The organism is Deinococcus sp. KSM4-11, assembly GCF_004801415.1.
Taxonomy (GTDB): Bacteria; Deinococcota; Deinococci; order Deinococcales; family Deinococcaceae; genus Deinococcus.
On record NZ_SSNX01000001.1, the window covers coordinates 760012 to 782454 of the forward strand.

At 65.4% G+C, this 22443-nt stretch carries 19 protein-coding genes; 6 read left to right on the plus strand and 13 right to left on the minus strand.

Annotation, left to right across the window (positions count from 1 at the left end; all coding sequences use genetic code 11):
• Nucleotides 1-29: 29 nt before the first annotated feature.
• Nucleotides 30-1031, minus strand: a complete 1002-nt coding sequence (locus E7T09_RS03710) for a dipeptidase (protein WP_136387762.1) — start codon at nt 1029-1031, stop codon at nt 30-32.
• Entirely contained in the window at nt 1028-1738 is a 711-nt protein-coding gene (locus tag E7T09_RS03715) for an HAD family phosphatase (protein WP_136387763.1), read from the minus strand. Before E7T09_RS03715 ends, E7T09_RS03710 begins: the two co-directional genes overlap by 4 nt.
• A 187-nt stretch (nt 1739-1925) precedes the next feature.
• On the opposite strand from E7T09_RS03715, the gene E7T09_RS03720 reads away from it, so the two are divergent.
• Nucleotides 1926-3074, plus strand: a complete 1149-nt coding sequence (locus tag E7T09_RS03720; protein WP_136387764.1) for an alanine--glyoxylate aminotransferase family protein — start codon at nt 1926-1928, stop codon at nt 3072-3074.
• A gap of 97 nt (nt 3075-3171) precedes the next feature.
• Here the strand turns inward: E7T09_RS03720 and E7T09_RS03725 are convergent, their stop codons facing one another.
• Nucleotides 3172-3876 (minus strand): metallophosphoesterase, encoded by a 705-nt coding sequence (locus E7T09_RS03725; RefSeq protein WP_136387765.1) that lies wholly within the window; start codon nt 3874-3876, stop codon nt 3172-3174.
• Nucleotides 3877-3948: 72 nt separating this feature from the next.
• Between E7T09_RS03725 and lnt the strand changes: the two genes are divergently transcribed.
• Nucleotides 3949-5415 (plus strand): apolipoprotein N-acyltransferase, encoded by a 1467-nt coding sequence (gene lnt / locus E7T09_RS03730; protein WP_240741597.1) that lies wholly within the window; start codon nt 3949-3951, stop codon nt 5413-5415.
• Nucleotides 5416-5421: 6 nt separating this feature from the next.
• Here lnt and E7T09_RS03735 read toward each other — a convergent pair whose 3' ends face one another.
• Together E7T09_RS03735 and E7T09_RS03740 are read right to left on the minus strand one after the other, a co-directional pair.
• Nucleotides 5422-6390, minus strand: a complete 969-nt coding sequence (locus E7T09_RS03735) for a tyrosine-type recombinase/integrase (protein ID WP_136387767.1) — start codon at nt 6388-6390, stop codon at nt 5422-5424.
• 194 nt (nt 6391-6584) lie between these two features.
• Nucleotides 6585-7577 carry a diacylglycerol kinase family protein gene (locus E7T09_RS03740; RefSeq protein WP_370293682.1) on the minus strand — a complete coding sequence of 331 codons (993 nt, stop codon included), beginning with the start codon at nt 7575-7577 and terminating at the stop codon, nt 6585-6587.
• A 37-nt stretch (nt 7578-7614) separates the two neighbouring features.
• Between E7T09_RS03740 and E7T09_RS03745 the strand changes: the two genes are divergently transcribed.
• From E7T09_RS03745 to aspS, 3 genes are all read left to right on the plus strand, one after another.
• Nucleotides 7615-7992 carry an IPT/TIG domain-containing protein gene (locus E7T09_RS03745; RefSeq protein WP_136387769.1) on the plus strand — a complete coding sequence of 126 codons (378 nt, stop codon included), beginning with the start codon at nt 7615-7617 and terminating at the stop codon, nt 7990-7992.
• 108 nt (nt 7993-8100) lie between these two features.
• On the plus strand, nt 8101-9447 hold the full coding sequence (gene hisS / locus E7T09_RS03750) for a histidine--tRNA ligase (RefSeq protein WP_136387770.1): 1347 nt from the start codon (nt 8101-8103) through the stop codon (nt 9445-9447).
• A complete protein-coding gene (aspS, locus tag E7T09_RS03755) occupies nt 9444-11177 on the plus strand; it encodes an aspartate--tRNA ligase (protein WP_136387771.1) in 1734 nt (577 codons plus the stop codon). Before hisS ends, aspS begins: the two co-directional genes overlap by 4 nt.
• A 93-nt stretch (nt 11178-11270) precedes the next feature.
• On the opposite strand, the gene E7T09_RS03760 is transcribed toward aspS, so the two are convergent.
• The 7 genes from E7T09_RS03760 to rho all read right to left on the minus strand — a co-directional run bounded on the left by E7T09_RS03760 (nt 11271) and on the right by rho (nt 17591).
• On the minus strand, nt 11271-11999 hold the full coding sequence (locus E7T09_RS03760) for an alpha/beta fold hydrolase (RefSeq protein WP_240741599.1): 729 nt from the start codon (nt 11997-11999) through the stop codon (nt 11271-11273).
• A gap of 11 nt (nt 12000-12010) precedes the next feature.
• A complete protein-coding gene (locus E7T09_RS03765) occupies nt 12011-12760 on the minus strand; it encodes an alpha/beta fold hydrolase (RefSeq protein WP_136387773.1) in 750 nt (249 codons plus the stop codon).
• A 133-nt stretch (nt 12761-12893) separates the two neighbouring features.
• Nucleotides 12894-13520: a pyridoxal 5'-phosphate synthase glutaminase subunit PdxT gene (pdxT, locus tag E7T09_RS03770; RefSeq protein ID WP_136387774.1), complete on the minus strand. Its 627-nt coding sequence runs from the start codon at nt 13518-13520 to the stop codon at nt 12894-12896.
• Nucleotides 13521-14411, minus strand: a complete 891-nt coding sequence (pdxS, locus tag E7T09_RS03775; protein WP_168734680.1) for a pyridoxal 5'-phosphate synthase lyase subunit PdxS — start codon at nt 14409-14411, stop codon at nt 13521-13523. It abuts the gene before it with no gap.
• Between the two features lie 60 nt (nt 14412-14471).
• Entirely contained in the window at nt 14472-14882 is a 411-nt protein-coding gene (locus E7T09_RS03780; protein ID WP_136387776.1) for a two-component system response regulator, read from the minus strand.
• A complete protein-coding gene (locus tag E7T09_RS03785) occupies nt 14879-16285 on the minus strand; it encodes a M23 family metallopeptidase (RefSeq protein ID WP_136387777.1) in 1407 nt (468 codons plus the stop codon). The genes E7T09_RS03780 and E7T09_RS03785 overlap by 4 nt, the downstream gene beginning before the upstream one ends.
• A 28-nt stretch (nt 16286-16313) precedes the next feature.
• Nucleotides 16314-17591: a transcription termination factor Rho gene (rho, locus tag E7T09_RS03790; RefSeq protein WP_168734681.1), complete on the minus strand. Its 1278-nt coding sequence runs from the start codon at nt 17589-17591 to the stop codon at nt 16314-16316.
• A 690-nt stretch (nt 17592-18281) separates the two neighbouring features.
• Between rho and ileS the strand changes: the two genes are divergently transcribed.
• Nucleotides 18282-21482 carry an isoleucine--tRNA ligase gene (ileS, locus tag E7T09_RS03795; protein ID WP_136387779.1) on the plus strand — a complete coding sequence of 1067 codons (3201 nt, stop codon included), beginning with the start codon at nt 18282-18284 and terminating at the stop codon, nt 21480-21482.
• Between the two features lie 20 nt (nt 21483-21502).
• Here ileS and E7T09_RS03800 read toward each other — a convergent pair whose 3' ends face one another.
• Nucleotides 21503-22345 (minus strand): DegV family protein, encoded by an 843-nt coding sequence (locus tag E7T09_RS03800; protein ID WP_136387780.1) that lies wholly within the window; start codon nt 22343-22345, stop codon nt 21503-21505.
• Nucleotides 22346-22443: the final 98 nt, after the last annotated feature.

Genomic DNA, 22443 nt, shown 5'->3' on the forward strand with positions numbered 1-22443 from the left:
GCTGACCACCGGTCGTGATGCCGGGACGTCTAGAGGTTCTCCTGCAGCCAGCGGGCCCAGTTTCCGCCCGCCACGCCCGCACGCGCCAAGGCAGGCAGGAGATCGAGCACCGAGGGGACATCCCGGTACGACTCGATCCCCAGCGGCGTCTTATCGGCGCCGAAGCCGCCGTCCATGTCGGTGCCCAGGGCCACGTGATCCCACCCGATCAATTCAGCGTAGTGCCGGGCGTGTTCGGCGAGGGCTTCCAGCGGCACCCGCTGGTGATCGGGGATACCGGCCCGCAGAAAGCGGCTGAGGTACACCAGGCCGATTACGCCGCCCGTCGTGGCGATGGCGCGGGCCATGTCGTCCGTGAGATGCCGGTTACCGGGCACGAGTGCGCGGGCGTTGCTGTGCGACGCGATCATGCGCGGCCCGAGGTCTCCAGCGTCCCAGAACGACGCGTCGTCCAGGTGGGAGGCGTCGAGCGTCACGCCGAGCTCCTGCATTGCCTTCACCAGGTCGCGTCCAGCGGGCGTGAGCGGCCCTGGCGCATCGGTGCCCCCAGCATACCGCGTGGCTCCCCAGGCCAGACCCACGATCTTCACGCCGCGCTCCACCCACCACGCGAGATCGTCCGGTGACCGCACGGGATCGGCTCCCTCCATCAGCAGCACCACGCCCAGTGGGGCCTCGGATTCCGCGATGTGGTGGGTCACCTCCGCGCCGCTGGTCAACAGACGGATCCATCCGGCGTCCTGCCAGCGGTGGTACTGGTCGAGCTGCGCCGTAGCCTGCGCGTGGGCACCCTCGGCATCCGTGTAGCCGCCCGGCATGGTCGGCGTCAGGGGTGCCGCGAAGAGGGTGCCCAGGCACACGCGAAGGCCAGCCTGCCGCAATTCAGGAAAGGTCACGGTCGCCAGCTGGTCGGGCACGGGATCGGCGGCCCGCAGCTGCCCCACCGTTCCCGTGAGGTCGCGGCCCAGGCCGGCGTTGAAGGCGAGATCGAGGTGACCATCGATCAGGAGTCGATTCGTGGGGTCGGTCATTGGCCCACAGCTTCCCAGCGTGCGTCCACGATGTCCAGCACCTCGGCCAGCGAGTGGATGGCGTCACCGTCCTGGCCGCTGAGATCAATCAGCCGGGCCTGCATTCCTACGGCGCGTGCTGCGGCGACGTTCTCGGCTTTGTCGTCGATGAACAGGATCTCCCTGGGTTCGACCCCGAGGGTGGCCGCCGCATGGTGATAGGCGCCCGGCTCCGGCTTGTGGATGCCGACCGCACACGTGGCGATGGCCACGTCGATCAGGTCCGCCAGCCCGACCGCGACCAGCGTCCGGTCGATGCTGGGCAGCGTGTTGCTCAGGACGCCGATCTTCAGCCCCCGGGTTCGCAGTGCCGAGAGTACATCCCGCGCACCAGAGACCGGTTTCATGTACGCCTCGTACGGGAACCGGGCCAGCCATTCCGGCGCAGCGTCGGCCGGGAGCTCCAGGCGCCGGGTCAACTCCCGACCGTACTCTGACCAGAAGGCCTCCTCTTCGCTCAGAGTCCGGAGGTGCCACCACGACGACTCGCGGTCAGGCGACGTGTGATCGGCCCAGACGGCGGCCAGGACATGCCCCACATGGCTGGCGTCCAAGCCGTAGCGTGAGGCGGCCCACCGTGCAGCGTCGCGGTACACCGCCTGGTCAGTGTAGGCGATGGTGTCATCCCGGTCGAAGAGCACGGCCCGGAGGCCTGAAAGCGCGGTCATATCCGCATGCTAGGAAATTTCCGTCACCCGTAAGCTCACTAACCTTCACCAAACTCCATGGATAGGCTCGCGCAATAATTATACATGTCTTGGCCATTTGACGCCACATAATCGCAGACATGAGCAAAATCGAGCCTATCTAAGCAATCGAATTGCTCTACCCATCTCAATGGGCTATGCTTGCCCCATGTTCGACGACCTGCACCTCGACCACATTCTCCTCACCCCTGGCCCCACGCCCATTCACCCGAGGGCACAACAGGCCATGATGCGCGGCATGCTCGGCCATATGGATCCCGAGGTCTTCGCCCTGAACCGCGAAATTCAGGATGACCTGCGCGTCATGTACGGCACGGAACCCGAAGCCTTCACCGCCGTGCTGGCCGGCACCGGCAGCCTGGGCATGGAAGCCGGGTTCGCGAACCTCGTGGAGCAGGGCGATGAGGTGCTCGTCTGCGCGAACGGTTCCTTCGGCCGCCGCATGGCCGAGATGGCCGCCCGCTACGGAGCCCGCGTCCGCCTCGTCACCGCCCACCTGGGCGAGGCCATCCGCCCGGAAGACGTCGCGGCCCACCTCGACGGCGTGCAGATGGTCGCCATCGTGCACGGGGAGACCAGCACCGGCGTCCTGAACCCGGTGCCCGAGATTGCCGAACTCGTGAAGGGCAGCGGCGCCCTGCTGACCGTGGACGCCGTGACGACTGCGGGAATGGAACCGTTCTGTATGGACGCCTGGAGCGTGGATTATGCGTACACGGGCGCCCAGAAGTGCCTGTCCGCGCCTCCCGGCCTCGCTCCCGTCGCGATCAGCGAGCGGGCATTTGCCCGGTACAGTGCGCGCCGCACGCCCACGCCTTTGTGGTACTGCGATTTCGAGGGCCTGCGGGATTACTGGGTCGAACACACCTACCACCACACGGTGCCCGTGAATCTGCACTACGCCTTCCATGCCGCCCTCCGCGCCGCTCTGGAAGAAGGCATGCCCGCCCGCCAGCAGCGCGTCCAGGAAGTCGGTACGGCCATCCTCGCCGCCCTGACTCCGCTGGGCTTCAGCCACTACGTGAAGCGTCCGGAAGATCGCCTGCCGACCGTGCTCGCCCTGCGACTCCCCGACGGCCTGGACGACGTGGCTGTCCGCAAGGCCCTGCGCCAGCGCGAGATCAGCGTCACCGGCGGTCTCGGCCCCACCGCGGGCGTGATCTGGAGACTCGGCCTGATGGGTGAGGCGGCCCGTCCCGCACCGTACCAGGCCCTGATGCGGGCCCTCGAGGACATCCTGGGCGAAACCGGACTGGTGCGCCGCTTCGACGAGTCGCTGGAAGCCGTCGTGGCCTGACCTCAGCCCCCGCACGTCGTGAACCGTCCCGACATCCACCCGTTCAGATGCCTGACGGGTGGATGTCCTTGTGCCGACGGTATGGCTGGCTCTGCCCTCAGCCCATGCGTCCGGTCTTGATCACATCCGCGATCACGGGCGGCAGGTTCCACGCCATGATGTCGAACGCACTCGACGCGAAATCATATGTGACCTTGTGGAGCGAGACTTTCGGTTTGCGCCCGATACAGTCCACGATCGCGACATCCGCGCCCGGCTCGTGATTCAGCGTGAGCCCGACGCTGCCCGGATCGACGTAGGTCGTTTCACCGATCGTCCGCACGAACGGCACGTGTGAGCCGCCCACCACGACCACCCGCGCGGCCAGACTGTCGGCCAGCGCTTCCAGTTCCCGCTCGTTCGCCATCAGATCCAGGCGGATCTCGGGGTCGTGCGGACTGCCGTGGAAATACCGCACCCGTCCGATCGGCGTGGTGATCCGGCCGCCGGGAGGCAGGCGGCGCAGGAAATCCATCTGATCCGGCGTCAGCATCTTCTTCGTCCAGACGAGCACCTGATCGGCCACACCTTTGCGGTCGTTGCGGTCGCCCAGGTCGATCGCGACCCGCATGTCGCTGGAACCCAGTCCCGTGGCCCAGCCCTCGCGTTTCACGAAGTCGATCACGGGGCCGGGGCTGGCGCCGTAGCCGACCAGGTCCCCCACGACCACCACCTGGTTGACGATATTGTCGGTCAGGAACCGTTTCACGGCAGTGAGTGCGTGAATGTTCCCGTGAATGTCACTGATGAAGGCCACTCTCAAGGTAGGCGCATCCTAGAGCATCCACGTCCACCTGACCGCGTCCTCACGGCCACACCCCCTATCATGGCGGGCGTGCCTGCCCTGAGCGCCCCCGTGACCGCCGCCCTGCTCGGCGTGCTGCTGGCCCTGTGCAGCGTTCCGCTGCCGTGGAGTGGCGTGGCGTTTCTTCCTCTGGCGGGCGTGCTGTGGTACGCCGCGCAGGGTCGGGAAGCGCAGCATGTCGCCTCACGGATCTTCTGGTCCGGCGTGGGGCTGTTCACGGTTCACCTGTGGTGGCTGACGACCTTCCTGAACAAACTGCTCGGCACCGGCACCGGCGCGCTCGCCCTCTTCCTGTTTCTCCTGGAAGGAGCGTTCCTGGCCGTCATGGCCTACCCGCTCGCCCGCTGGATCCGCGACCCGGCCGCGCGCACCTGGGCCCTCGCGGGCGGATGGGTGATCCTCGAGTGGCTGCGGTTCCTGGGCCCGCTGGCCTTCCCGTGGCCCACCCTGGGCTCGACGCTGCTGCCGACCGCCGCCATTCAGATCGCCGATCTAGGCGGCGTGCTCCTCGGGAGCGTCCTGGTCACGTTCACGGCCGCGAGTCTGGCCTCGTTCGCCCTGTCCCGGACGCCCTGGGGCAGAGGACGACCCCTCGTCCTCGCGGTCGTCGCCTGGGTGGTGGCGCTCGGCTATGGCCTGACCCGCACCGCCGGTGTCGGGCCCGTCCAACCGATGATGGTGCTGCGAACTCCCTTCGATTCCTTCGGGCGGGCCACGGGCTCCGTCAGTCCCGAGGAGCAGGAACGGCAGCAGCGCGTGGCCTCGCAGCAACGCCAGCCCGGCGAAGTCGTCGTGTGGAGTGAAACGGCCCTGACGGCACCCGGCCGGCCGGCGTTCCTGCCGGGCTTCATCGGCCCAGGCATCAGCGGCGTGGGGTCTGGGAGCAGCCAGCCGGAATTCAACGCTGTGGCCGCCATCGACGCCACGTCACATGCCACCAGCTGGAGCGACAAGAGCAAACTGGTGCCTTTCGGGGAGTATTTCCCCCTCTACCGGCCGCTGCACCCGCTGTACGCCATCATCGAGAACGCCATTCACATCCAGCTCGGCGGAGTCGAGGAAAGCGCCGATCCACGCCCCCTGTCGCTGAACGGTGTCCGCTACGGCGCGTACATCTGTTACGACTCCGTGTTCCCGGCGGTCGCCCGCACGCTCGTCCGGCAGGGCGCGCAGGTGCTCGTGAATCCCAGCAACGACGGCTGGTACGACGGCTGGGGTGTCCTCCAGCACTACAACATGGGCCGCATCCGTGCCATCGAGACCCGGCGCTGGCTGGTTCGCAGTGTCAACCGGGGCGTGGCGGGCAGCATCAACGACCTCGGACAGCCTGTGCGGATCGTGGGCGCAGGGGAGACCATGCAGGTGCTCCACGTCCGCCCGCACCTCCTGAACGGCACGACCCTCTACCTGCGCCTTGGCGACGCCCCCGCTCTGATCCTTGCGGCCCTGATGATCCTCTTCGGCCTGCGCGTCGACGCGCAGGCCCGGCGCTGGTGAGCGAGCCTACCGGAAGCCCTCGACCACATCGTTCAGGTCATCCTCGGGCACTTCCACGTAGCGCCGGGTGGTGTCCACCTGCTCGTGACCCAGGAATCCGGCCACGCGCGTGAAGTCCTTCGTGGCCGCATAGAGCTGCGTTCCCGCGTACTTCCGTCCGGCATGAAAGCCCCGGAATTCGTGGGAGACCCCAGCCCGGAGCGCGACCTTCTGCAGGCGTTCGTAGGCGCTGGAATACGCCCGGAACGAGATCACATGGCCGCTCGGCGCGGGAACGTCCTCCTTATGGGTGACCAAAGCTTCCTTCAAACGGGCACTCAAGGGCACGACCCGCGCCTTGTCGCCCTTGCCATGCGTGACGCGTAGGCGTCGGCCAGGAAGATCGAGATCGACCCATTGCACCGCCAGGGCTTCCGCGATCCGCAGGCCGCCGTGTGCCATGAGCAGCAGCAGCACCCGTTCTTGGGCGTCCGCCTCGGCCAGCATGGATTGAATGAAATCCGCACGGTATGGAGGATTCTTGACGATGCCCTTCGTCCGGTCTTTGGGCCGACGGACATCCGAGAACGGATCGGCATCTGTGGCGCCCGCCCAGCGCAGCGCCCGGTATAGGGCTGAGGCGGCAGCCACGCGGGCCATGACCGTGGCGGGTTTCAGTCCGGCGTCCGAGAGCGACGCTACGAACATGGAGGGTTCCCGGCGTCCTGGATGCAGCAGGTTCCAGGCGTGGGCCGCCGCGTGCTCGACAAGCACCTCGACACCCTTACGGTAGGCCCGCAGCGTATGCGGACTGAGGCGGACACCCGCGCTCGTATCGCTGGTCAGGAAGGCCTGGGTCAGGTTCCACAGGTCGGTGACGTCCTTGTCACGCGCGGCCACGGTCGCCCTCACACGCAGGGCCTCGTCGCTGAGGCCGGTGAAGGTGCGGGCCTGGCTCAGGCGGTCGCCGGTATAGGGTGTCAGCTCGCTAGACATCTGTTCCGATGATAACATGCCTTATCAACGGAGGTTGATCAGCTAGCTTAGACCCGAGGAATGGAGCCCGGTGGATGAACTCCAGGATCTGTACCCCTCGGGCGAATTCCGAGGCCCCTTCCTGGCCTTCCTGTGAGCTTGCCATAAAAAGAGCGCCCTGGACGATGAATCCAGGGCACCGGGAACGCAGATTGTCAGGTGGTGAGCTGTTCCACCGTGCTCGGCGTCAGGTACCGGACAGCTCCAGGAAGAATCCGGGCGGTGAACGGCGTGGTTTCCTCGTGCAGTTCGCCGTCGTACTGGAGCGGGAACGGTTCGGCGGAATGAACCGTCACTTCCTTGGCCTCGAGGGTTTCCAGATTGCCCTTGAACAGCGGATCGCCGAGGTTCAGTTTCGACCGTACGGAATCGATGATGTTCGGCACCAGGCGCAGGAGGTTGCCCGCCTGCATGAGGATCACCGTGAAGCGACCGTCGCTCGGACTGATGTCGGTGGTGATGGGCAGCCGGAAGTTGGCCATACCAAAATTCGCGACCATCACGCCGATGCCCTCGAACTCGCGGTGCTGGCCGTCGATGGTGAGCGTGAAGGTGGTCTTCTTCGGGTTGAGCTGCTTCATGGCGCTCATGACATATGCGAGCGCGCCGAACTTGTCCTTGAGTTCCTCGCTGTCCCGGATCATGGCGGCGTCGGCCCCGGCGCCGGTGAGCATGGCGAAGCCCTTCTTCTCGTCGCGCACCTCGACCTCGCCGAGATCCACACGAACCGAGTGACCGGTCGCCACCACCAGCGCGAGTTCGCGCGGTGTGGTTGGCAGATCGAGGTTCTGTGCGATCAGGTTCGCCGTTCCGGCCGGATAGGCCAGCAGAGGAACGTTCTTGTACCGGCTGGCGTACGACACGGAACTGACCGTGCCGTCACCACCGGCCGCCACGACCGCATGGAAGGATTCGATGTCCTGCACGTACTCACTCATGGGTTTGTCTGGGGTCAGTTCCCGTTCTGTCAGGTCTGCTCCGGCCTCGCGGAGAAGCCGGTTGAACTCGGGGAGACCGCTGTCGCCGTTCCCGCTCTTGGGGTTGAAGATCACGAGAATCCGCTTTCCGGTCATGGCAGGAATGGCGACCTGAGGTGCTGCTGGGGTGGCCGAACTTCCGGCGGTGGGGGGGGGCGTTTGACCGGTCATGTCAAAGGTCATTAGACTGCCGGTGGAGGCTGTTGCTATGCTGCGTTTCTTTGTTGCTCCTTTACTGTTCGCCGGGGTGCTCGCATCCTGTGCGCCACGCCAGCAGACCCAGACCGCCGAGCAGATGGTGACGGTCACCCCCATGCTCGTGAAGGTCTCAGAAGCAGGAGCCAGGGGCGGGAAAGTGACCATCCAGGGCCGGTTCCTGGGCGGCCCCGGCATCGGAAAGGTTCGTCTTGGCGCGAACGAGACCGGTCAGGGCGGCTTCGTCTTCCCAGCGTCGGCCGTCGTCTCCTGGACGGATACCGAGATCGTGCTGACGATTCCCTCCGACGCACCCGTGGGGGGAAGCTGGCTGTTCGTCGAGGTCGGCGGCAAGCAGTCCACAGGCCTGCCGTACAGCGTCAGCCAGTAACCGGCTCACTCCCTTCCGGAGGGCGGCCACGGCGCAAGTCGGGCCGCCCTCTCCCCTGCCGCGCCCCACGGACGGCCGCCCTGGCCTGCGCGGTACACTCCTTTGGTTATGGCGATTCAGCGGCCCAAGGGTACTCAGGACCACCTGCCGGATGGCAGTCCGAAACTCAGTCTCGATACGCGGGCAGCCGCCTTTCAGCATGTGCAGGACACAGCCCGGCAGGTTCTCACACGGGCTGGAGCGCAGTTCATCACCACCCCGGTCTTCGAGGAAGCAGACCTCGTTAAGCGCGGCGTGGGGGGCAGCACGGACATCGTCCGCAAGGAGATGTTCACCGTCTATTACTTCGGGGATCACGGCGGCTTCATCCTGCGCCCAGAGGGCACGGCCGGCATCGTCCGCGCGTACCTCCAGAACGGTCTCAAGCAGCTTCCCGCGCCCTTGAAACTCTGGACGCACGGCCCGATGTTCCGTGCGGAAAACGTCCAGAAGGGCCGCCTGAGACAGTTCCATCAGGTGGATTACGAGGTGCTCGGCAGCACCGATCCGCTGGTGGATGCCGAGGCGATCTTGCTGATGGTGGAGGTGGTGAAGGCCCTGGGCCTGACCGGCGTGCGCGTAAAACTGGGAAGTATCGGTGACCCCGCTGACCGGGACACTTACAACGCCTACCTGCGCGACCTGTTCGGCACGCACGTCGAGCGGTTGTCGGACGACTCGAAGGATCGGCTGGAACGCAATCCCATGCGGATTCTCGATTCCAAGAGTGCCGGGGATCAGGTGTTGATCGCGGAACTGGGCGTGAAGCCCATGCTGGACTTCCTCGGTAACGACGCGCGTGAGCACTTTCAGGCCGTGCAGAAGTACCTGGACGCCTGGGACGTGGCGTATGACGTCGACCCGAGCATCGTGCGCGGCCTGGACTACTACCGCCGGACGGCCTGGGAACTGCACCACGAGGGCGTTGGCGCGAAGTCGGCGCTGGGTGGCGGAGGGCGCTATGACGGTCTGGCTGAGCAGCTGGGCGGGCCGCTGGTACCGGGGATCGGCTGGGCCTTCGGTATCGAGCGGCTGCTCCTGGCCATGGAAGCCGAGGGGCTGGACATTCCAGGGCTGGGCGGGCCGCTGTTGTATGTGGTGGCGCTGGACGATGAGTTTGTGGGTCACGCGGCGACTGTGGCCATAACGGCCCGGCGTGTGGCGCGGGCCGAGTTCGCCTACCGTGCCGTGAAACCGGGGAATGCCTTCCGGGATGCGGAGAGGCGCGGGGTGCGGCTCGTCGCCCTGATCGGCTCAGACGAGGCACAGCAGAACGTACTGAGCATCAAGAACCTTGCCACGGGCGTTCAGACGACCGTCGCGACCCACGAACTGAACGCCTTCCTCTCGGAGCAGCTTGAACACACCGGTTCAGCCGTGGCGCCCAACTCGGCCGTCGCGCAGGAGAATGCATGAAACGCACCGCTTACATCGGCCAGCTCACGCCCACGCATGCTGGGCAGACTGTGACCCTGCAGGGCTGGGTGAACCGCCGGCGTGACCTGGGCGGCCTGATCTTCCTGGAACTCCGTGACCGCAGCGGGCTCGTGCAGGTGCAGGTGGAACCGGACTCTCTGGCCTTCGCGCAGGCGGATCAACTGCGGGCCGAGTATGTCGCCGAGATCGAGGGCGTGTATCAGGCGCGTCCGGAGGCGCAGCGCAAGGGTGGCAGCGCCGATTACGAGGTCATCGCTGGCCGGGTTCGGGTACTGAACACCGCGAAGACGCCGCCCTTCGAGCTGGACAGGGGCGACAGCGTGGCCGAGGATATTCGCCTGAAGTACCGCTACCTGGATCTGCGCCGTCCGGAAATGCAGCGTCACCTGCTGCTGCGCTCGGCGGCTGTGGCAGCCATCACGTCGTTTCTGGCGGGCGAGGGGTTCGTGCAGGTCGAGACGCCCATGCTCACGAAATCCACGCCGGAAGGTGCGCGGGATTTCCTGGTGCCCAGCCGCCTGAATCCTGGCGAGTTCTACGCGCTGCCGCAGTCGCCGCAGCTGTTCAAGCAGCTGCTGATGATCTCCGGAATGGATCGGTACTACCAGCTCGCCCGCTGTTTCCGGGACGAGGACCTGCGGGCAGACCGGCAGCCGGATTTCACGCAACTCGATATGGAACTGTCATTCGTTGACCAGGAGGACGTGCTGGAGCTGAACGAGCGGCTCATGGCGCACGTTTTCCGCGAGACCCTGGGCGTAGAGCTGTCTCTCCCCTTCCCACGCATGACTTACCACGACGCGATGGATCAGTACGGGTCGGACAAACCGGATCTGCGGTTTGACCTGGTCTTCCACGATGTGACCGACCTGTTCCGTGGCGGCGAGTTCAAGGCCTTTGCGGACGCTCCCTGCGTGAAGGCACTCGTGGCGCCGGAACTGACCCGCAAGCAGATCGACGAACTGGAACGCGTGGCGAAACAGAACGGAGCGCGTGGTCTGGCGTGGCTCAAGCGCGACGGCATGGCGTTCACGGGTGGAATCAGCAAGTTCGTGAGTGAGCAGGCAGATGCCCTCATGACCGCGACAGGTGTACCTGAAGGAGGCACGCTGCTGTTTAGCGCCGGCCCCTGGAAGACGGCTGTCTCTGCCCTCGGGGCTGTTCGCCTGGCCCTCCGCGACCTGTTCGACCTCGCGGCCACCGGCTCCGCCTACCACGTGTCGTGGGTCACAGATTTTCCTCAACTGGAGTTCGACGAGGACAGCAACACTTGGACGTACATGCATCACCCCTTCACCGCGCCGCACCCCGATGACGTGGCCCTCTTCGGCACCGAGCGTCAGGGCGAGATCCGCGCCCAGGCCTATGACCTGGTGCTGAACGGATTCGAGGTGGGCGGTGGCAGTATCCGCATTCACGACCCCGTGGTGCAGGGCCAGATGTTCCAGGCGATTGGGTTTACGCCGCAGCAGGCGCAGGAGAAATTCGGGTTCTTCCTTGATGCCCTGACGTATGGAACGCCGCCGCACGGTGGCATTGCCTGGGGATTCGACCGCCTGATCATGGTCATGACGGGTGCGTCCAGCATCCGCGAAGTGATCGCCTTCCCGAAGAACAACCGTGGCGTCGACCTAATGGCAGAGGCTCCCTCCCCTGTCGAACGAAGCCAGCTCGCGGACATTGGCCTGCATTTGATTGAAACAGACTGATGTAATGGAAGGGGCCGTAAGGCCTCTCCGATTACCGATTACCTAATAAGTGAAAGTATTCACGATTAAACCGGATCGTGAATGTTTGATCTCCTATGGTAGGTTTTTCAGGAAATCTATCGTGAATCGCGCCACAGCTCTCGGATGAGAATCGGTCAGAGCGTGGGTGCCACCCCTGATCTGCCGAACCACCGCATCTGGAATGGCCATCTGGATCTCCTGAACTGTCCACGACCGGATGACCGGATCGTTCAGGCCGTCCAGCAACAGAGTCGGTATGCTGACCTTTGCCAGCAAGGGCCCTGTGTCGTGGTACGACTGATCGTTGGCCAACAGCAGCATGCGCCGAACCCCACAGTGCCGGTAAGCCCGCAACCCCGGAATCAACAGCCCCAGACGTTCTCGCGGAAGATCGCGGCACAGGCGAAGGAGCTGCATGGGCACGCTGGGATTCTCAGGAATTCCTGTTGGGGCGCAGGCGACCAGGGCCGAGGCCAGACCCGGATACCGTGCGGCCAGATCGAACACGACCTCGCCGCCAAGCGAATGCCCGAATACGGCCGTGCCAGTCAGACCTGAGACCACGAGCCAGGCTGCCAGATGATCCGTGAGATCCTCGATGCACGCTGGAAACTGCTGCGTGCCCTCGCTGTAGCCGTGGCCGGGCGGATCATAGGTATAGACCCGGTGCGATCTGGCGAGTTCATTGGACACACGGTTATACATCCAGGAGGCACACCCGAGGCCGGGAACCAGTACCAGTGGTCTCCCCTGTCCCCGGACGATCGCGTGGGTCTTCAGGCCATGGACGTCCACGAACACAGATTTCGCCTTCAACGGGGCCGACCAATCGAACCGCTGGATTCAGCCAGGAACTCGAGCACCAGCCGGTTGAACGTGGTCGCGGCATCCACCATGACCACGTGCCCGGCACCGGCGATCACTTCCAGACGGGCATTCTGGAGGGTTCCGACCAGCAGTTCCCCAATGGTGAGTGGCACGAGGGCATCCCGTGCGCCCCAGATGACCAGAGTGGGAACAGTGATCGCCGGCAGGACATCCTGCACGCTGTCACGCAGCAGATCGCGGCTGCTGATCAGGAGGTTGCGCGGTCCGGCCCGCCAGGCGTCGCCCAGAATCTGGGGGAGGAACCGCTTGCGTCCCACCACCAGGGCACGCGGGAGCGCCAGCATGGACTGCCGGAATCGCCGCCGGAGCAGCCCGCTGGCGGAGGCCAGCACCAGCCGACTCACCCGCTGGGGCGCCAACGCGGCAACGTGCAGGCTGATATGCCCTCCCATCGAATGGCCGATGAGCGTGACGTGCTCCAGACCAGCGTGCTCCAGCCACGCGGCAATCAAGCGGGCGGCCGCTCGTACGCCGAGTGCCATCTGGCGGCGGGCACGTCCATACCCGACAAGGTCAACGACATGGACACGGTAGTTCTGGGCAAACACAGGGGTATTGTGCTGCCACCATTTCCCGGAACCACTCAGGCCATGAACGAGAACCAATGACGGCCCCGCTCCCTGGGTGGTGATGTGGAGTCTTGCCCCATCAAGTTCGAAATTCGTCAACTCCACAGCGCCTACACTATGCCGTTCGAGAAACGGGTGCCGTGCGCCCCAGCTGGGAGAGGCATATTGGTACAGAGGTAATGAAGACAGAGTAAGTGAAAGTATTCACGATTATACCGGCTCGTGAGATTTTTGTTGGCTATCGTATTTTTTCTCTACCGGCTAATGCCCCTTGATTGACCAACTCGAGAAAACGCCTGTGCAGGTGCCTATCCTCAGTCAGCTCAGGGTGGAAAGCACTACCCAGGACCCGATCTTGCTGTACTAGCACGGCCTGACCGGCAATCGAGGCGAGCACCTCGACCTGTGACCCCACCCGGACGAAGGCTGGAGCGCGGATAAACACGGCCTCGAGGGGAGCGTCAAATCCCTTCACATCAAGTTGGGTGGTAAAGGAATCCACCTGCCGCCCAAACGCATTGCGCTGCACCGTCACGTCCAATAGACCGAAGCTGCGCTGCCGCCCGCCATCCTGCGGTGGAGCGCCGAGGATGTCGGTGGCCAGCAGGATTGCTCCGGCACAGGTGCCCCACAGCACGCCGCCCGAGAAATGCAGCTCGCGAATTGGCTTCCACAGGTCGAAGCTGTCGAGCAGGCGACCCATGGTCGTGCTCTCCCCTCCAGGCAGCACCAGACCTTGCAGGCCCTCCAGATCGCCCGGTAGGCGCACCTCGCGGACGCTCGCTCCGAGGGCCTCAAAATGACGACGGTGCTCACGGAAGGCGCCCTGGAGAGCCAGAACGCCTACCCTGGGCTGCTCTCTCATCTACCAGCCACGGCTGGCAAGACGCTCAGTGGGAATCAGCTCATCGATGTTGATCCCGGTCATCGGTGCGCCCAGATCCTCGCTGATCTCGGCGAGCACGTCCGGATTCTGAAAGTGTGTCACGGCCTTGACGATCGCCTGTGCCCGGCGTTCCGGATTGTCGCTCTTGAAGATGCCGCTGCCGACAAAGACGCCGTCGAGGCCCAGCACCATCATCAGTGCCGCGTCGGCCGGCGTGGCGACTCCGCCCGCCGCGAAGTTCACCACGGGCAACTTCCCGTGCGCGTGCACATACCGCACGAGTTCATAGGGGGCCTGCAGGTCGCGGGCGACGGTCATGAGTTCCTCGGCAGGCCGGGCCTGAACAGTGCGGATGTCACCCAACACCGCGCGGGCATGCCGGACGGCCTCGACCACATTGCCGGTGCCGGCTTCCCCCTTGGTGCGGATCATGCTGGCGCCTTCCCCCACCCGGCGCAGGGCCTCTCCGAGGTTCTTCGCGCCGCACACGAAAGGCACCTTGAACTCCGACTTCAGGATGTGGAACTGCTCGTCGGCCGGCGTGAGCACTTCAGATTCATCGATGAAATCCACGCCGAGGGCCTGCAGGATCTGGGCCTCGACGATGTGACCGATCCGCACCTTGGCCATCACGGGAATGGTCACGGCCGCGATGATTTCCTTGATCATCTTGGGGTCGCTCATGCGGGCGACGCCCCCATCCTGGCGGATATCGGCAGGTACCCGCTCCAGCGCCATGACAGCGGTCGCGCCGGCGGCCTCGGCGATCCGAGCCTGATCGGCCGTGACGACGTCCATGATGACGCCGCCCTTGAACATCTCGGCAAAGCCCTGCTTCAGTTGGGGAGTTCCAGTGGTGGCGTCGCTCATGCCCCCACCATACGCATACCCTGACCCCATCGGTAGGGTCAGAGTCAGGACTCTATGGGGTCAGTCTTCTTGGGAGGTCTGCCTGCGCGTAGCCCAGGTGCGGTCGATCACCACCATCAATTCAGATGGCCGGAAGGGTTTGAGCAGGTAATCCACCACGACGTCGCTTCCAAACTCCGGCATGCTGTCAGGACGGTTCAAGCCGGACAGGAACACGATCGGAGGCAACGGATGAACGGTGCTTTGAAGCTGCCGCACCGTCTCGAACCCGTCCCACGGTGTCATGAGGACGTCCATGATGATCACGTCCACACTCTGACATTCGAGCACGGCCAGCGCCTGTGGCCCACCCGACGCGGTACACACCTGGTATCCCTGCATGGTCAGGGTCAGATCCAGCAGTTCCAGAATCTGCTCCTCATCGTCCACAACGAGCAGACGGAGTCCCGTGGCCTCAGGCTCGGACGTCATGGCAGTAGGGCGAGCGGGTCGACCGGCTGGCCACCCAGGCGCACCTCGAAATGCAGGTGCGGCCCCGTACAGATCCCGGAACAGCCTACGTACCCGAGGAGCTGACCCTGTGACACCCGCTGGCCCACGACGACCGCCGCGCGGCTCATGTGACCGTAGATGATGGTGCTGTTGCCGCTGACCATGAACACGTTCAGGCCGAAATCGCCGTACCCGCTCTTGGTCACCTCGCCGTCCAGGGCGGCGTAGATCGGGGAGCCATAAGGAGCGGCAAGATCCACACCCCCGTGGAATACCTCGCGGTGGAAGGCGATATCGCGATCCCCGAACCGGCTGGTGATCCGGTACGAGCGCATGGGCCACGCGAGCCCGAGGGCGCCCGTCGAAGCGCGCTGGACCACGGCCCGCGCTTCGGTGGCGCGTGGCGCAGCGGCCGGGCGGGCGGCAGCCACTCTGGCCTCGTCCCTCGCCCGCTGCCGGGCGGCTGCCTGCGCGGCCTCAAACTGAACCTGCTGCTCGTAGGCCTTGATCTTGGCCTGCCGTTCCGCCGATTTCTGCCAGGCCAGGTACCGGTCGTACTGCTCCTGTCTCGCCGCGGCCTCCTGCTGCTTCTGCTGGAGCTGCTCCTGCTTCCACGCAAGGAACCGTTCGAACTTCAGCTGCTGCGCGTAGGCGACCGCCGCGCGCTTCTCCGCTTCCCGCTGAGCAAGCAACTGCTGCTGGAAGCCGACCGCCTGCACGCCCGGCAGGAGCAGCTGATCCCCGACCCTCATGTCGGTGGGCAGCACGCCATTGGCACGGGCGGTCTCGGCGAGATCTGCACCGTAACCGGCGATCAACGACAGCGCGGACTGCCCCGGCTTGATACGCACCAGCACGCCCCGCTCGCGGGTCGGAATATTAAGCACCTCGCCGATATGCACGAGGTCGAGGCTACTGCGATCCAGGTTCACGCCCAGCAGATCCACGATCTTGAGGCCAAAGCTCCCGGCGATGCCGGCCAGCGTATCGCCGGCCCGCACCCGGTACTTCCGGACAGATTCGGGATAAAGCGGCACCCGGGCGGCCTCAGGCGTCACGAGTTTCAGCTGAGCCAGTCGGGCATGGGCACCGGCCGCCACCGGCAGCAGGCGCACGCCGGTCTGATCCATGCCGTAGCGGCGACCCACCTGGATGGCGGATTCCTTCGACGGAATGACCACGGTCAACAGCCGCTCGGACTGGAGCGGCGCAAGCGTCACGTCCGGCGCAGCCTGCACCAGTTGGCCTGGATCTTCCAGATGGAGCGGCACACGCAGTCCGGCCAGCGATTGTTCCTGGGAGGACTGGGCGGCCGCAGCCGGGATGAGCAGGGCGGCCACGAGGGCCAGAGTGCGGGGGGACAACTGAGGAGAACGGAACAAGTGCAACTCCGGGAGTAAGGGCGGAAACTCAGCCGCCCGCGAGACCTTGCAGGAATTCGACGTTGTTGCGGGTCTTGCCCATCCGCGAGAGCAGCATTTCCATCGCGTCGGCCGGATCCATGTCGCTGATCACTTTACGCAGCAGCCACATCTTCTTCAGTACTTCCGGCTGGAGCAGCAGCTCCTCGCGGCGTGTCCCGGACTTCAGGATGTCGAGCGCTGGGAAGATGCGGCGTTCCTCCAGACGGCGGGACAACACGAGTTCCGCGTTGCCGGTGCCCTTGAACTCCTCGAAGATCACGTCGTCCATGCGGCTGCCTGTTTCGACCAGGGCCGTGGCGAGGATGGTCAGGCTGCCGCCCTCCCGGATGTTGCGCGCGGCCCCCAGGAAGCGCTTGGGCCAGTGCAGCGCGTTGGAGTCCAGACCGCCGGAGAGGGTACGGCCAGTCGGGGGCGTGACCAGGTTGTTGGCCCGCGCGAGGCGCGTGATGGAGTCCAGCAGGATGACGACGTGCCCGCCCTCCTCGACGATCCGGCGGGCGCGTTCGTGCACGAACTCCGCGACGCGCACATGATGCTGCGGGGGCTCGTCGAAGGTGCTGGCCACCACCTGCGCGCCCTGCACGCTCTCGCGGAAGTCCGTGACTTCCTCGGGGCGTTCGTCGACCAGCAGCACCATGACGGTCACGTCGGGGTAGTTCTTGGTGATGGAGTTGGCGATGTTCTTCAGCAGGGTCGTCTTCCCGGCCTTCGGCGGCGCGACGATCAGCGCACGCTGCCCCCGGCCGATGGGCACCAGCAGGTCCACCACGCGCAGGCTGAGGCCGTCGCCCATCGCCGGATCTTCGAGCACCAGCTGGGCTTCCGGGAAGGTCGGGGTCAGGTCGTCGAACTTGGGGCGCTTGCGGGCCGCCTCGGGATCGAGCCCGTTCACGGCCTCCACCTGGATCAGCGAGCCGTAGCGTTCATTCTCGCGCGCCTTGCGGGCCCGGCCGATCACGGCGTCCCCGGTGCGCAGGTGGTACTGCTTGATGACGCCTGCCGTGACCAGCACCGAGCGCGAATGCTGGTCGAGCAAATCTGCCTGGAGGAATCCGTACCCGTCCGGGCTGACTTCCAGGTAGCCCTGCGCCAGCAGCTGGTTCTCGGCATCGGCCTGGTGCTGCATGATCGCCAGGGCCAGGGCGTCCTTCTTCAGCTTGCGGTAGTTCTCGATGCCGTAGCCGGCCGCGATCAGGTGCAGTTCCGGCAGGATCTTCTGTTGCAGTTCATGGAAGGGAAGGGTGGGCGGTGCCGTGTCGTTCACAGTGCGTTCGCCTCCAGCTGGAGCCGCGTGCAGGGCAGGGAACTGGCCCTCCGACAGGGATGGTGCGAGTGCGAGGAACGATCCATGATGGTCTCCTGAGTAGGCGCAAGGGACGGACGAACCCGTCCGTACCCTGAACCACTGGTAGCGAACAGTGAAGCATGACGGGGCCTAATGTTCCAAGCATAAACCGCCAGAGGGGCTCCGTGTGCATGGCCGTTACAGAGGGGATGGATCCGCGTCCCGCTCAGGCATCCGCCGGTCATTGACCGCCCGTGCCAGCGGGCCTAACATACGGCAACCTCCACTCACGGAGGTGAATGACAGCACAGGCGACCGTGAGGACAGTAGGACGGGCCGAGCAGCAGCAGCGAACCGGGGACGGTGGAAGCCCGGAGCCAGCCGCCCGATACCGAAGATCACCTCCCGCGCCGACGGAAGAACCGCCCCCGGATGACCGGGCCAGCGCAGTAGACCCGCCCGTACGCCCCGCGACAGAGGGCCCTGCAACGAGGCCCGGCACACCATGAACGGGCGAAGTTGGGTGGTACCACGCACAGCCATGACCGGCGACGCGTCCCAGCACATGCTGAGGCGCGTCGTTTTTCGTTCTCGCGGGCGGAGCCGAACCGCACCCTATGCGCACCGTGAACCAGCCCTCCCCCACCTGGCCCCGAGTCAAGGAGAAGCATGACCACTTCAGATAACACCCAGATGTTCCGGCCCGTCGAGTCCAATCCCAGCTTTCCCCGCCTGGAGGAGGCGCTGCTGCGCTGGTGGCAGGAGAAGCAGATCTTCCAGCGGTCGCTGGAGCAGACGGCGGACGGCACCCCTTACACCTTCTACGAGGGGCCTCCTACCGCGAACGGGATGCCCGGGATCCACCACGTGGAGAGCCGATCCCTGAAGGACCTCTTTCCCCGGTTCAAGACCATGCAGGGGTACTACGTGGCGCGCAAGGCCGGCTGGGATACGCACGGCCTGCCGGTCGAGATCGCCGTGGAGAAGAAGCTGGGCCTGAACTCCAAGCGTGAGGTCGAGGCGTACGGCATCGATAAGTTCAACGCGCAGTGCCGCGAGACGGTGTTCGAGTACGAGCAGGAGTGGCGGCGCTTCACGGAGCGCATGGCGTACTGGGTGAACCTGGACGAACCGTACATGACGCTGCACCCGAACTACATCGAGAGCGTGTGGTGGAGCGTCAAGGAGCTGGACACCAAGGGCCTGCTGTACAAGGGCTTCCGGGTGGCCCCGTACTGCCCGAAGGACGGCACGACCCTGTCGAACGCCGAGGTCAGCGACGGCTACAAGGACATCCAGGATCCGAGCATCTACGTGACCTTCACCCTGCGTGACCCGGCTGCCCTGGGCCTGGAGGCAGGAGCAGCATTCCTCGTGTGGACGACGACGCCCTGGACGCTGCCCTACAACGTGGGTGTGGCCCTGCACCCGGACTTCGAGTACGTGGCCGCGAAGGACAAGGACGGCCGGACGCTGATCCTGGCGCGGTCGCTGCTGACCGAGGTGCTGGGCGAGGCCGCCGAGGTCGTGAAGGCGTTCCGGGGCACCGAGCTGGAGCGCGTGGCGTACGAGCCACCCTTCACTGAGGCCTATGACGCCGAAGGTGAGGGAAAGACGGTGTGGATCAGCGGCCTGGACACCTACGTCTCGGATTCGGACGGCACCGGCATCGTGCACACGGCGCCGGCTTTCGGGGAGGACGACATGCGGCTGGCCCGGAACTACGGCCTGCCGGTGATCGTGGGCGTGGACGAGACCGGCAAGCACCGCTTCGGCCCCTGGCAGGGCGTGTTCTTCCGCGATGCGAACAGCGACATCGTCCGGGATCTGCGCGCGCGCGGGGTCATGTGGCGCGAGAAGAACTTCGTGCACTCGTACCCGCACTGCTGGCGCTGCGGCACGCCACTGATGTACTACGCGACCGAGAGCTGGTACCTGAACAACACGCGCCTCAAGGGCCGCCTGATCGAACTGAACCAGACCATCGACTGGCACCCGGCGCACATCAAGAACGGACGCTACGGCGGGTGGCTGGAGAACCTGATCGACTGGAACCTGAGCCGCAACCGCTACTGGGGCACGCCGCTGCCCGTGTGGGAGGCCGAGGACGGCGAGTACCGCGTGATCGGTTCCTTCGCGGAGCTGGCGGAACTGAGCGGGCGGTCTGATATCGCCGGCCCGGACTTCGATCCGCACCGGCCCTTCGTGGACGACGTGACCTTCGAGCAGGGCGGCAAGACCTTCCGGCGCGTCCCGTACGTAATGGACGTGTGGTACGACTCGGGGTCGATGCCCTTCGCGCAGCACCATTACCCCTTCGAGAACCGGGAGGTCTTCGAGCGGGGCGGCTTCCCCGCCGATTACATCGCAGAGGCCATCGACCAGACGCGCGGGTGGTTCAACTCGCTGCACCAGATCGGCACCATGGTCTTCGACTCGGTGGCCTTCAAGTCCGTGATCTGCGCCGGGCACTTCCTGGACGAGAAGGGCCAGAAGATGAGCAAGTCCAAGGGCAACGTCCTGAACCCCTGGGAAGTGTTCGACCTGTACGGCGCGGACGCCGCGCGCTGGTACACGTACGTGTCCGCGCCGCCCGAACTGTCCCGTCGGGTGGGGCTGAACACCATCGGGGAGTCGTTCCGGTCGTACTTCCTGACGCTCTGGAACACCTACGCGTTCTTTGTGCTGTACGCGAACCTGGACAGGCCGGATCTGCAGGCGGCCCCGCCGGTCGAGGAGCGGCCGGAGGTCGACCGCTGGCTGCTCGCGAAGGTGCAGGCGCTGATCACGACGGTCACCGACGCCCTGAACGTCTACGATCCCACCGCGTCCAGCCGCGCTCTTCAGGAGTTCGTGGTCGAGGATCTCAGCAACTGGTACGTGCGCCGCAACCGCCGCCGCTTCTGGACGGGCGACGGCCGGGTGGACGTGAGCGCCTACGCGACCCTCCACTACGCGCTCATCACGGTCACGCAGCTCACCGCTCCGTTCACGCCGTTCCTGGCCGAGACGCTGTACCAGAATCTGGTGAGGTCGGTGACGCCCGACGCGCCGGAAAGTGTCCATCTCGGGTCGTGGCCAGTCGTCGACGAGACGCTGGGTGCCTCCACGCTGGTGGGTGAAATGGACGCGGTGTTGCGGGTGGTGAGCCTGGGCCGCGCGGTGCGGGGGCAGACAGGCCTGCGGCAGCGGCAGCCGTTGCCTAAGGTCATGCTGAGGGCCCGCACGGTGGAGCAGACGGCGGCGCTCGGACGCTTCACGGATCAGATCAAGGAAGAGCTGAACGTCAAGGACGTCGAACTCCTCGATCAGTACGCGGATCTCGTGAGCTATCAGTTGCGTCCGAATCTGCCGCTGCTGGGCAAGAAGTTTGGGAAGGCCGTGCCACAGGTGCGAGCCGCCCTTCTGGCCGCCGATGCCAGCGAGGTCGCCCGCGCCGTGAGGGACGGGAAGTTCTTCGAGGTCGTGGCCCCCACCGGCGAGCGGTTCGAACTCGGGTCGGACGAGGTGCTCGTGGACGCGAAGTCACCGGACGGATACGCCGCCATGGAGGAAGCCGGCTACCTGGTGGCCTTCGACACCACCCTGACGCGCGAACTGGAGCTGGAAGGCCTCGCCCGCGATCTCGTGCGCGGCGTGCAGGAGGGCCGCAAGCAGGCGGGCTTCCAGGTCTCGGATCGCATCACCCTGCACCTCGACGTGACCGGTGACGCCCTCGCCGCAGCCGAGGCGTGGCAGGAGTACCTGATGTCGGAAACGCTGGCCGAGACGCTGGTATTCGGAACGGCCGACGGCCACCGCGCCGAAGTCGAGGGTGGCGCTGCGTACCTGGAACGGGTGGAACGCGACGGATCAGTCAGCGAAGCGTAGGCGGAGTTCCGGTCGGGCCGTTATCCCACCGGGCAGGCCATGAACCCGAAAGTGCCCGGTCCGACGTGCGCGCCGATGACCGGGCCGATCAGCTGGACGCGGCCCTTGCGGACATTCAGGCCGCTGGAGGTGACGGCCGTTCGCAGGGCGGAGATGCGGCCCGTGTCGCGCCCAGCGTGGGCGATTGTGACGCTGATCGCCTCATGCCCGAAGCGTTCCCGGAGTTTTTCCAGCATGTCGTGATGCGCCTCATCGGCCTTGATGCGGCGCACGGCCTTGAGTTCGCCATCGCTGAACTGAAGGATGGGCCGCACGCCCAGCATGTTCGCCATGAACTCCTGCGCCCGGCCGATCCGGCCCCCACGGCGCAGGTATTCCAGCGAGGGAACACTGAACTCGGCCGACATCGTGCGGCGCACCCGCTCCACGGCCTCGGTCACGTCGGTGGGCCGGCCGCCCGCGTTCACGCTGTGCTGGGCCGCCATCACAGCCTCGGCCAGCGGCGTGGAGGCCAGGCCGCTGTCGATCACGTGAATGCGGTGTCCGCCGTCCATGTCCTGTGCCGCCTGCCGGGCCCGTGCAACTGTATCGGACAGCTTGCCGGAGAGGTGGATGGACACGACCTCATCGTGCGTGCGGAGCAATTCATGGTACTTCGCCGTGAATACCTCGGTCTCGACGGGAGCCGTGGTGGCCATTCCGCCGGTTTTCATGTGGTCATACACCGCATCGGGATCGACGTCTTGCCAGTCGAACAGGCTGCGTTCCCGCAGGTTGACCGTCAGGGGCACGATATGGATGCCGAGCTGACGAGCGTGTTCCGGCGGCAGGTCACAGGTCGAGTCCGTGAGGATGGCGATCACAAGGAAAGTGTGATGTGTAGATCCTGATCTGTCGGTGAGATTTTCCTGTTCTTCATGGATGGATCTTCATGAATGAGCAAGCAGCCCAGAATGACAGA

Bases quoted from the DNA above. Each gene is read 5' to 3' on its own strand.
- E7T09_RS03710 (WP_136387762.1), bottom strand. From the start codon at position 1,031: ATGACCGACCCCACGAATCGACTCCTGATCGATGGTCACCTCGATCTC.
- E7T09_RS03715 (WP_136387763.1), bottom strand. From the start codon at position 1,738: ATGACCGCGCTTTCAGGCCTCCGGGCCGTGCTCTTCGACCGGGATGAC.
- E7T09_RS03720 (WP_136387764.1), top strand. From the start codon at position 1,926: ATGTTCGACGACCTGCACCTCGACCACATTCTCCTCACCCCTGGCCCC.
- E7T09_RS03735 (WP_136387767.1), bottom strand. From the start codon at position 6,390: ATGTCTAGCGAGCTGACACCCTATACCGGCGACCGCCTGAGCCAGGCC.
- E7T09_RS03740 (WP_370293682.1), bottom strand. From the start codon at position 7,577: ATGACCGGTCAAACGCCCCCCCCCACCGCCGGAAGTTCGGCCACCCCA.
- E7T09_RS03745 (WP_136387769.1), top strand. From the start codon at position 7,615: ATGCTGCGTTTCTTTGTTGCTCCTTTACTGTTCGCCGGGGTGCTCGCA.
- hisS (WP_136387770.1), top strand. From the start codon at position 8,101: ATGGCGATTCAGCGGCCCAAGGGTACTCAGGACCACCTGCCGGATGGC.
- aspS (WP_136387771.1), top strand. From the start codon at position 9,444: ATGAAACGCACCGCTTACATCGGCCAGCTCACGCCCACGCATGCTGGG.
- pdxT (WP_136387774.1), bottom strand. From the start codon at position 13,520: ATGAGAGAGCAGCCCAGGGTAGGCGTTCTGGCTCTCCAGGGCGCCTTC.
- pdxS (WP_168734680.1), bottom strand. From the start codon at position 14,411: ATGAGCGACGCCACCACTGGAACTCCCCAACTGAAGCAGGGCTTTGCC.
- E7T09_RS03780 (WP_136387776.1), bottom strand. From the start codon at position 14,882: ATGACGTCCGAGCCTGAGGCCACGGGACTCCGTCTGCTCGTTGTGGAC.
- ileS (WP_136387779.1), top strand. From the start codon at position 18,282: ATGACCACTTCAGATAACACCCAGATGTTCCGGCCCGTCGAGTCCAAT.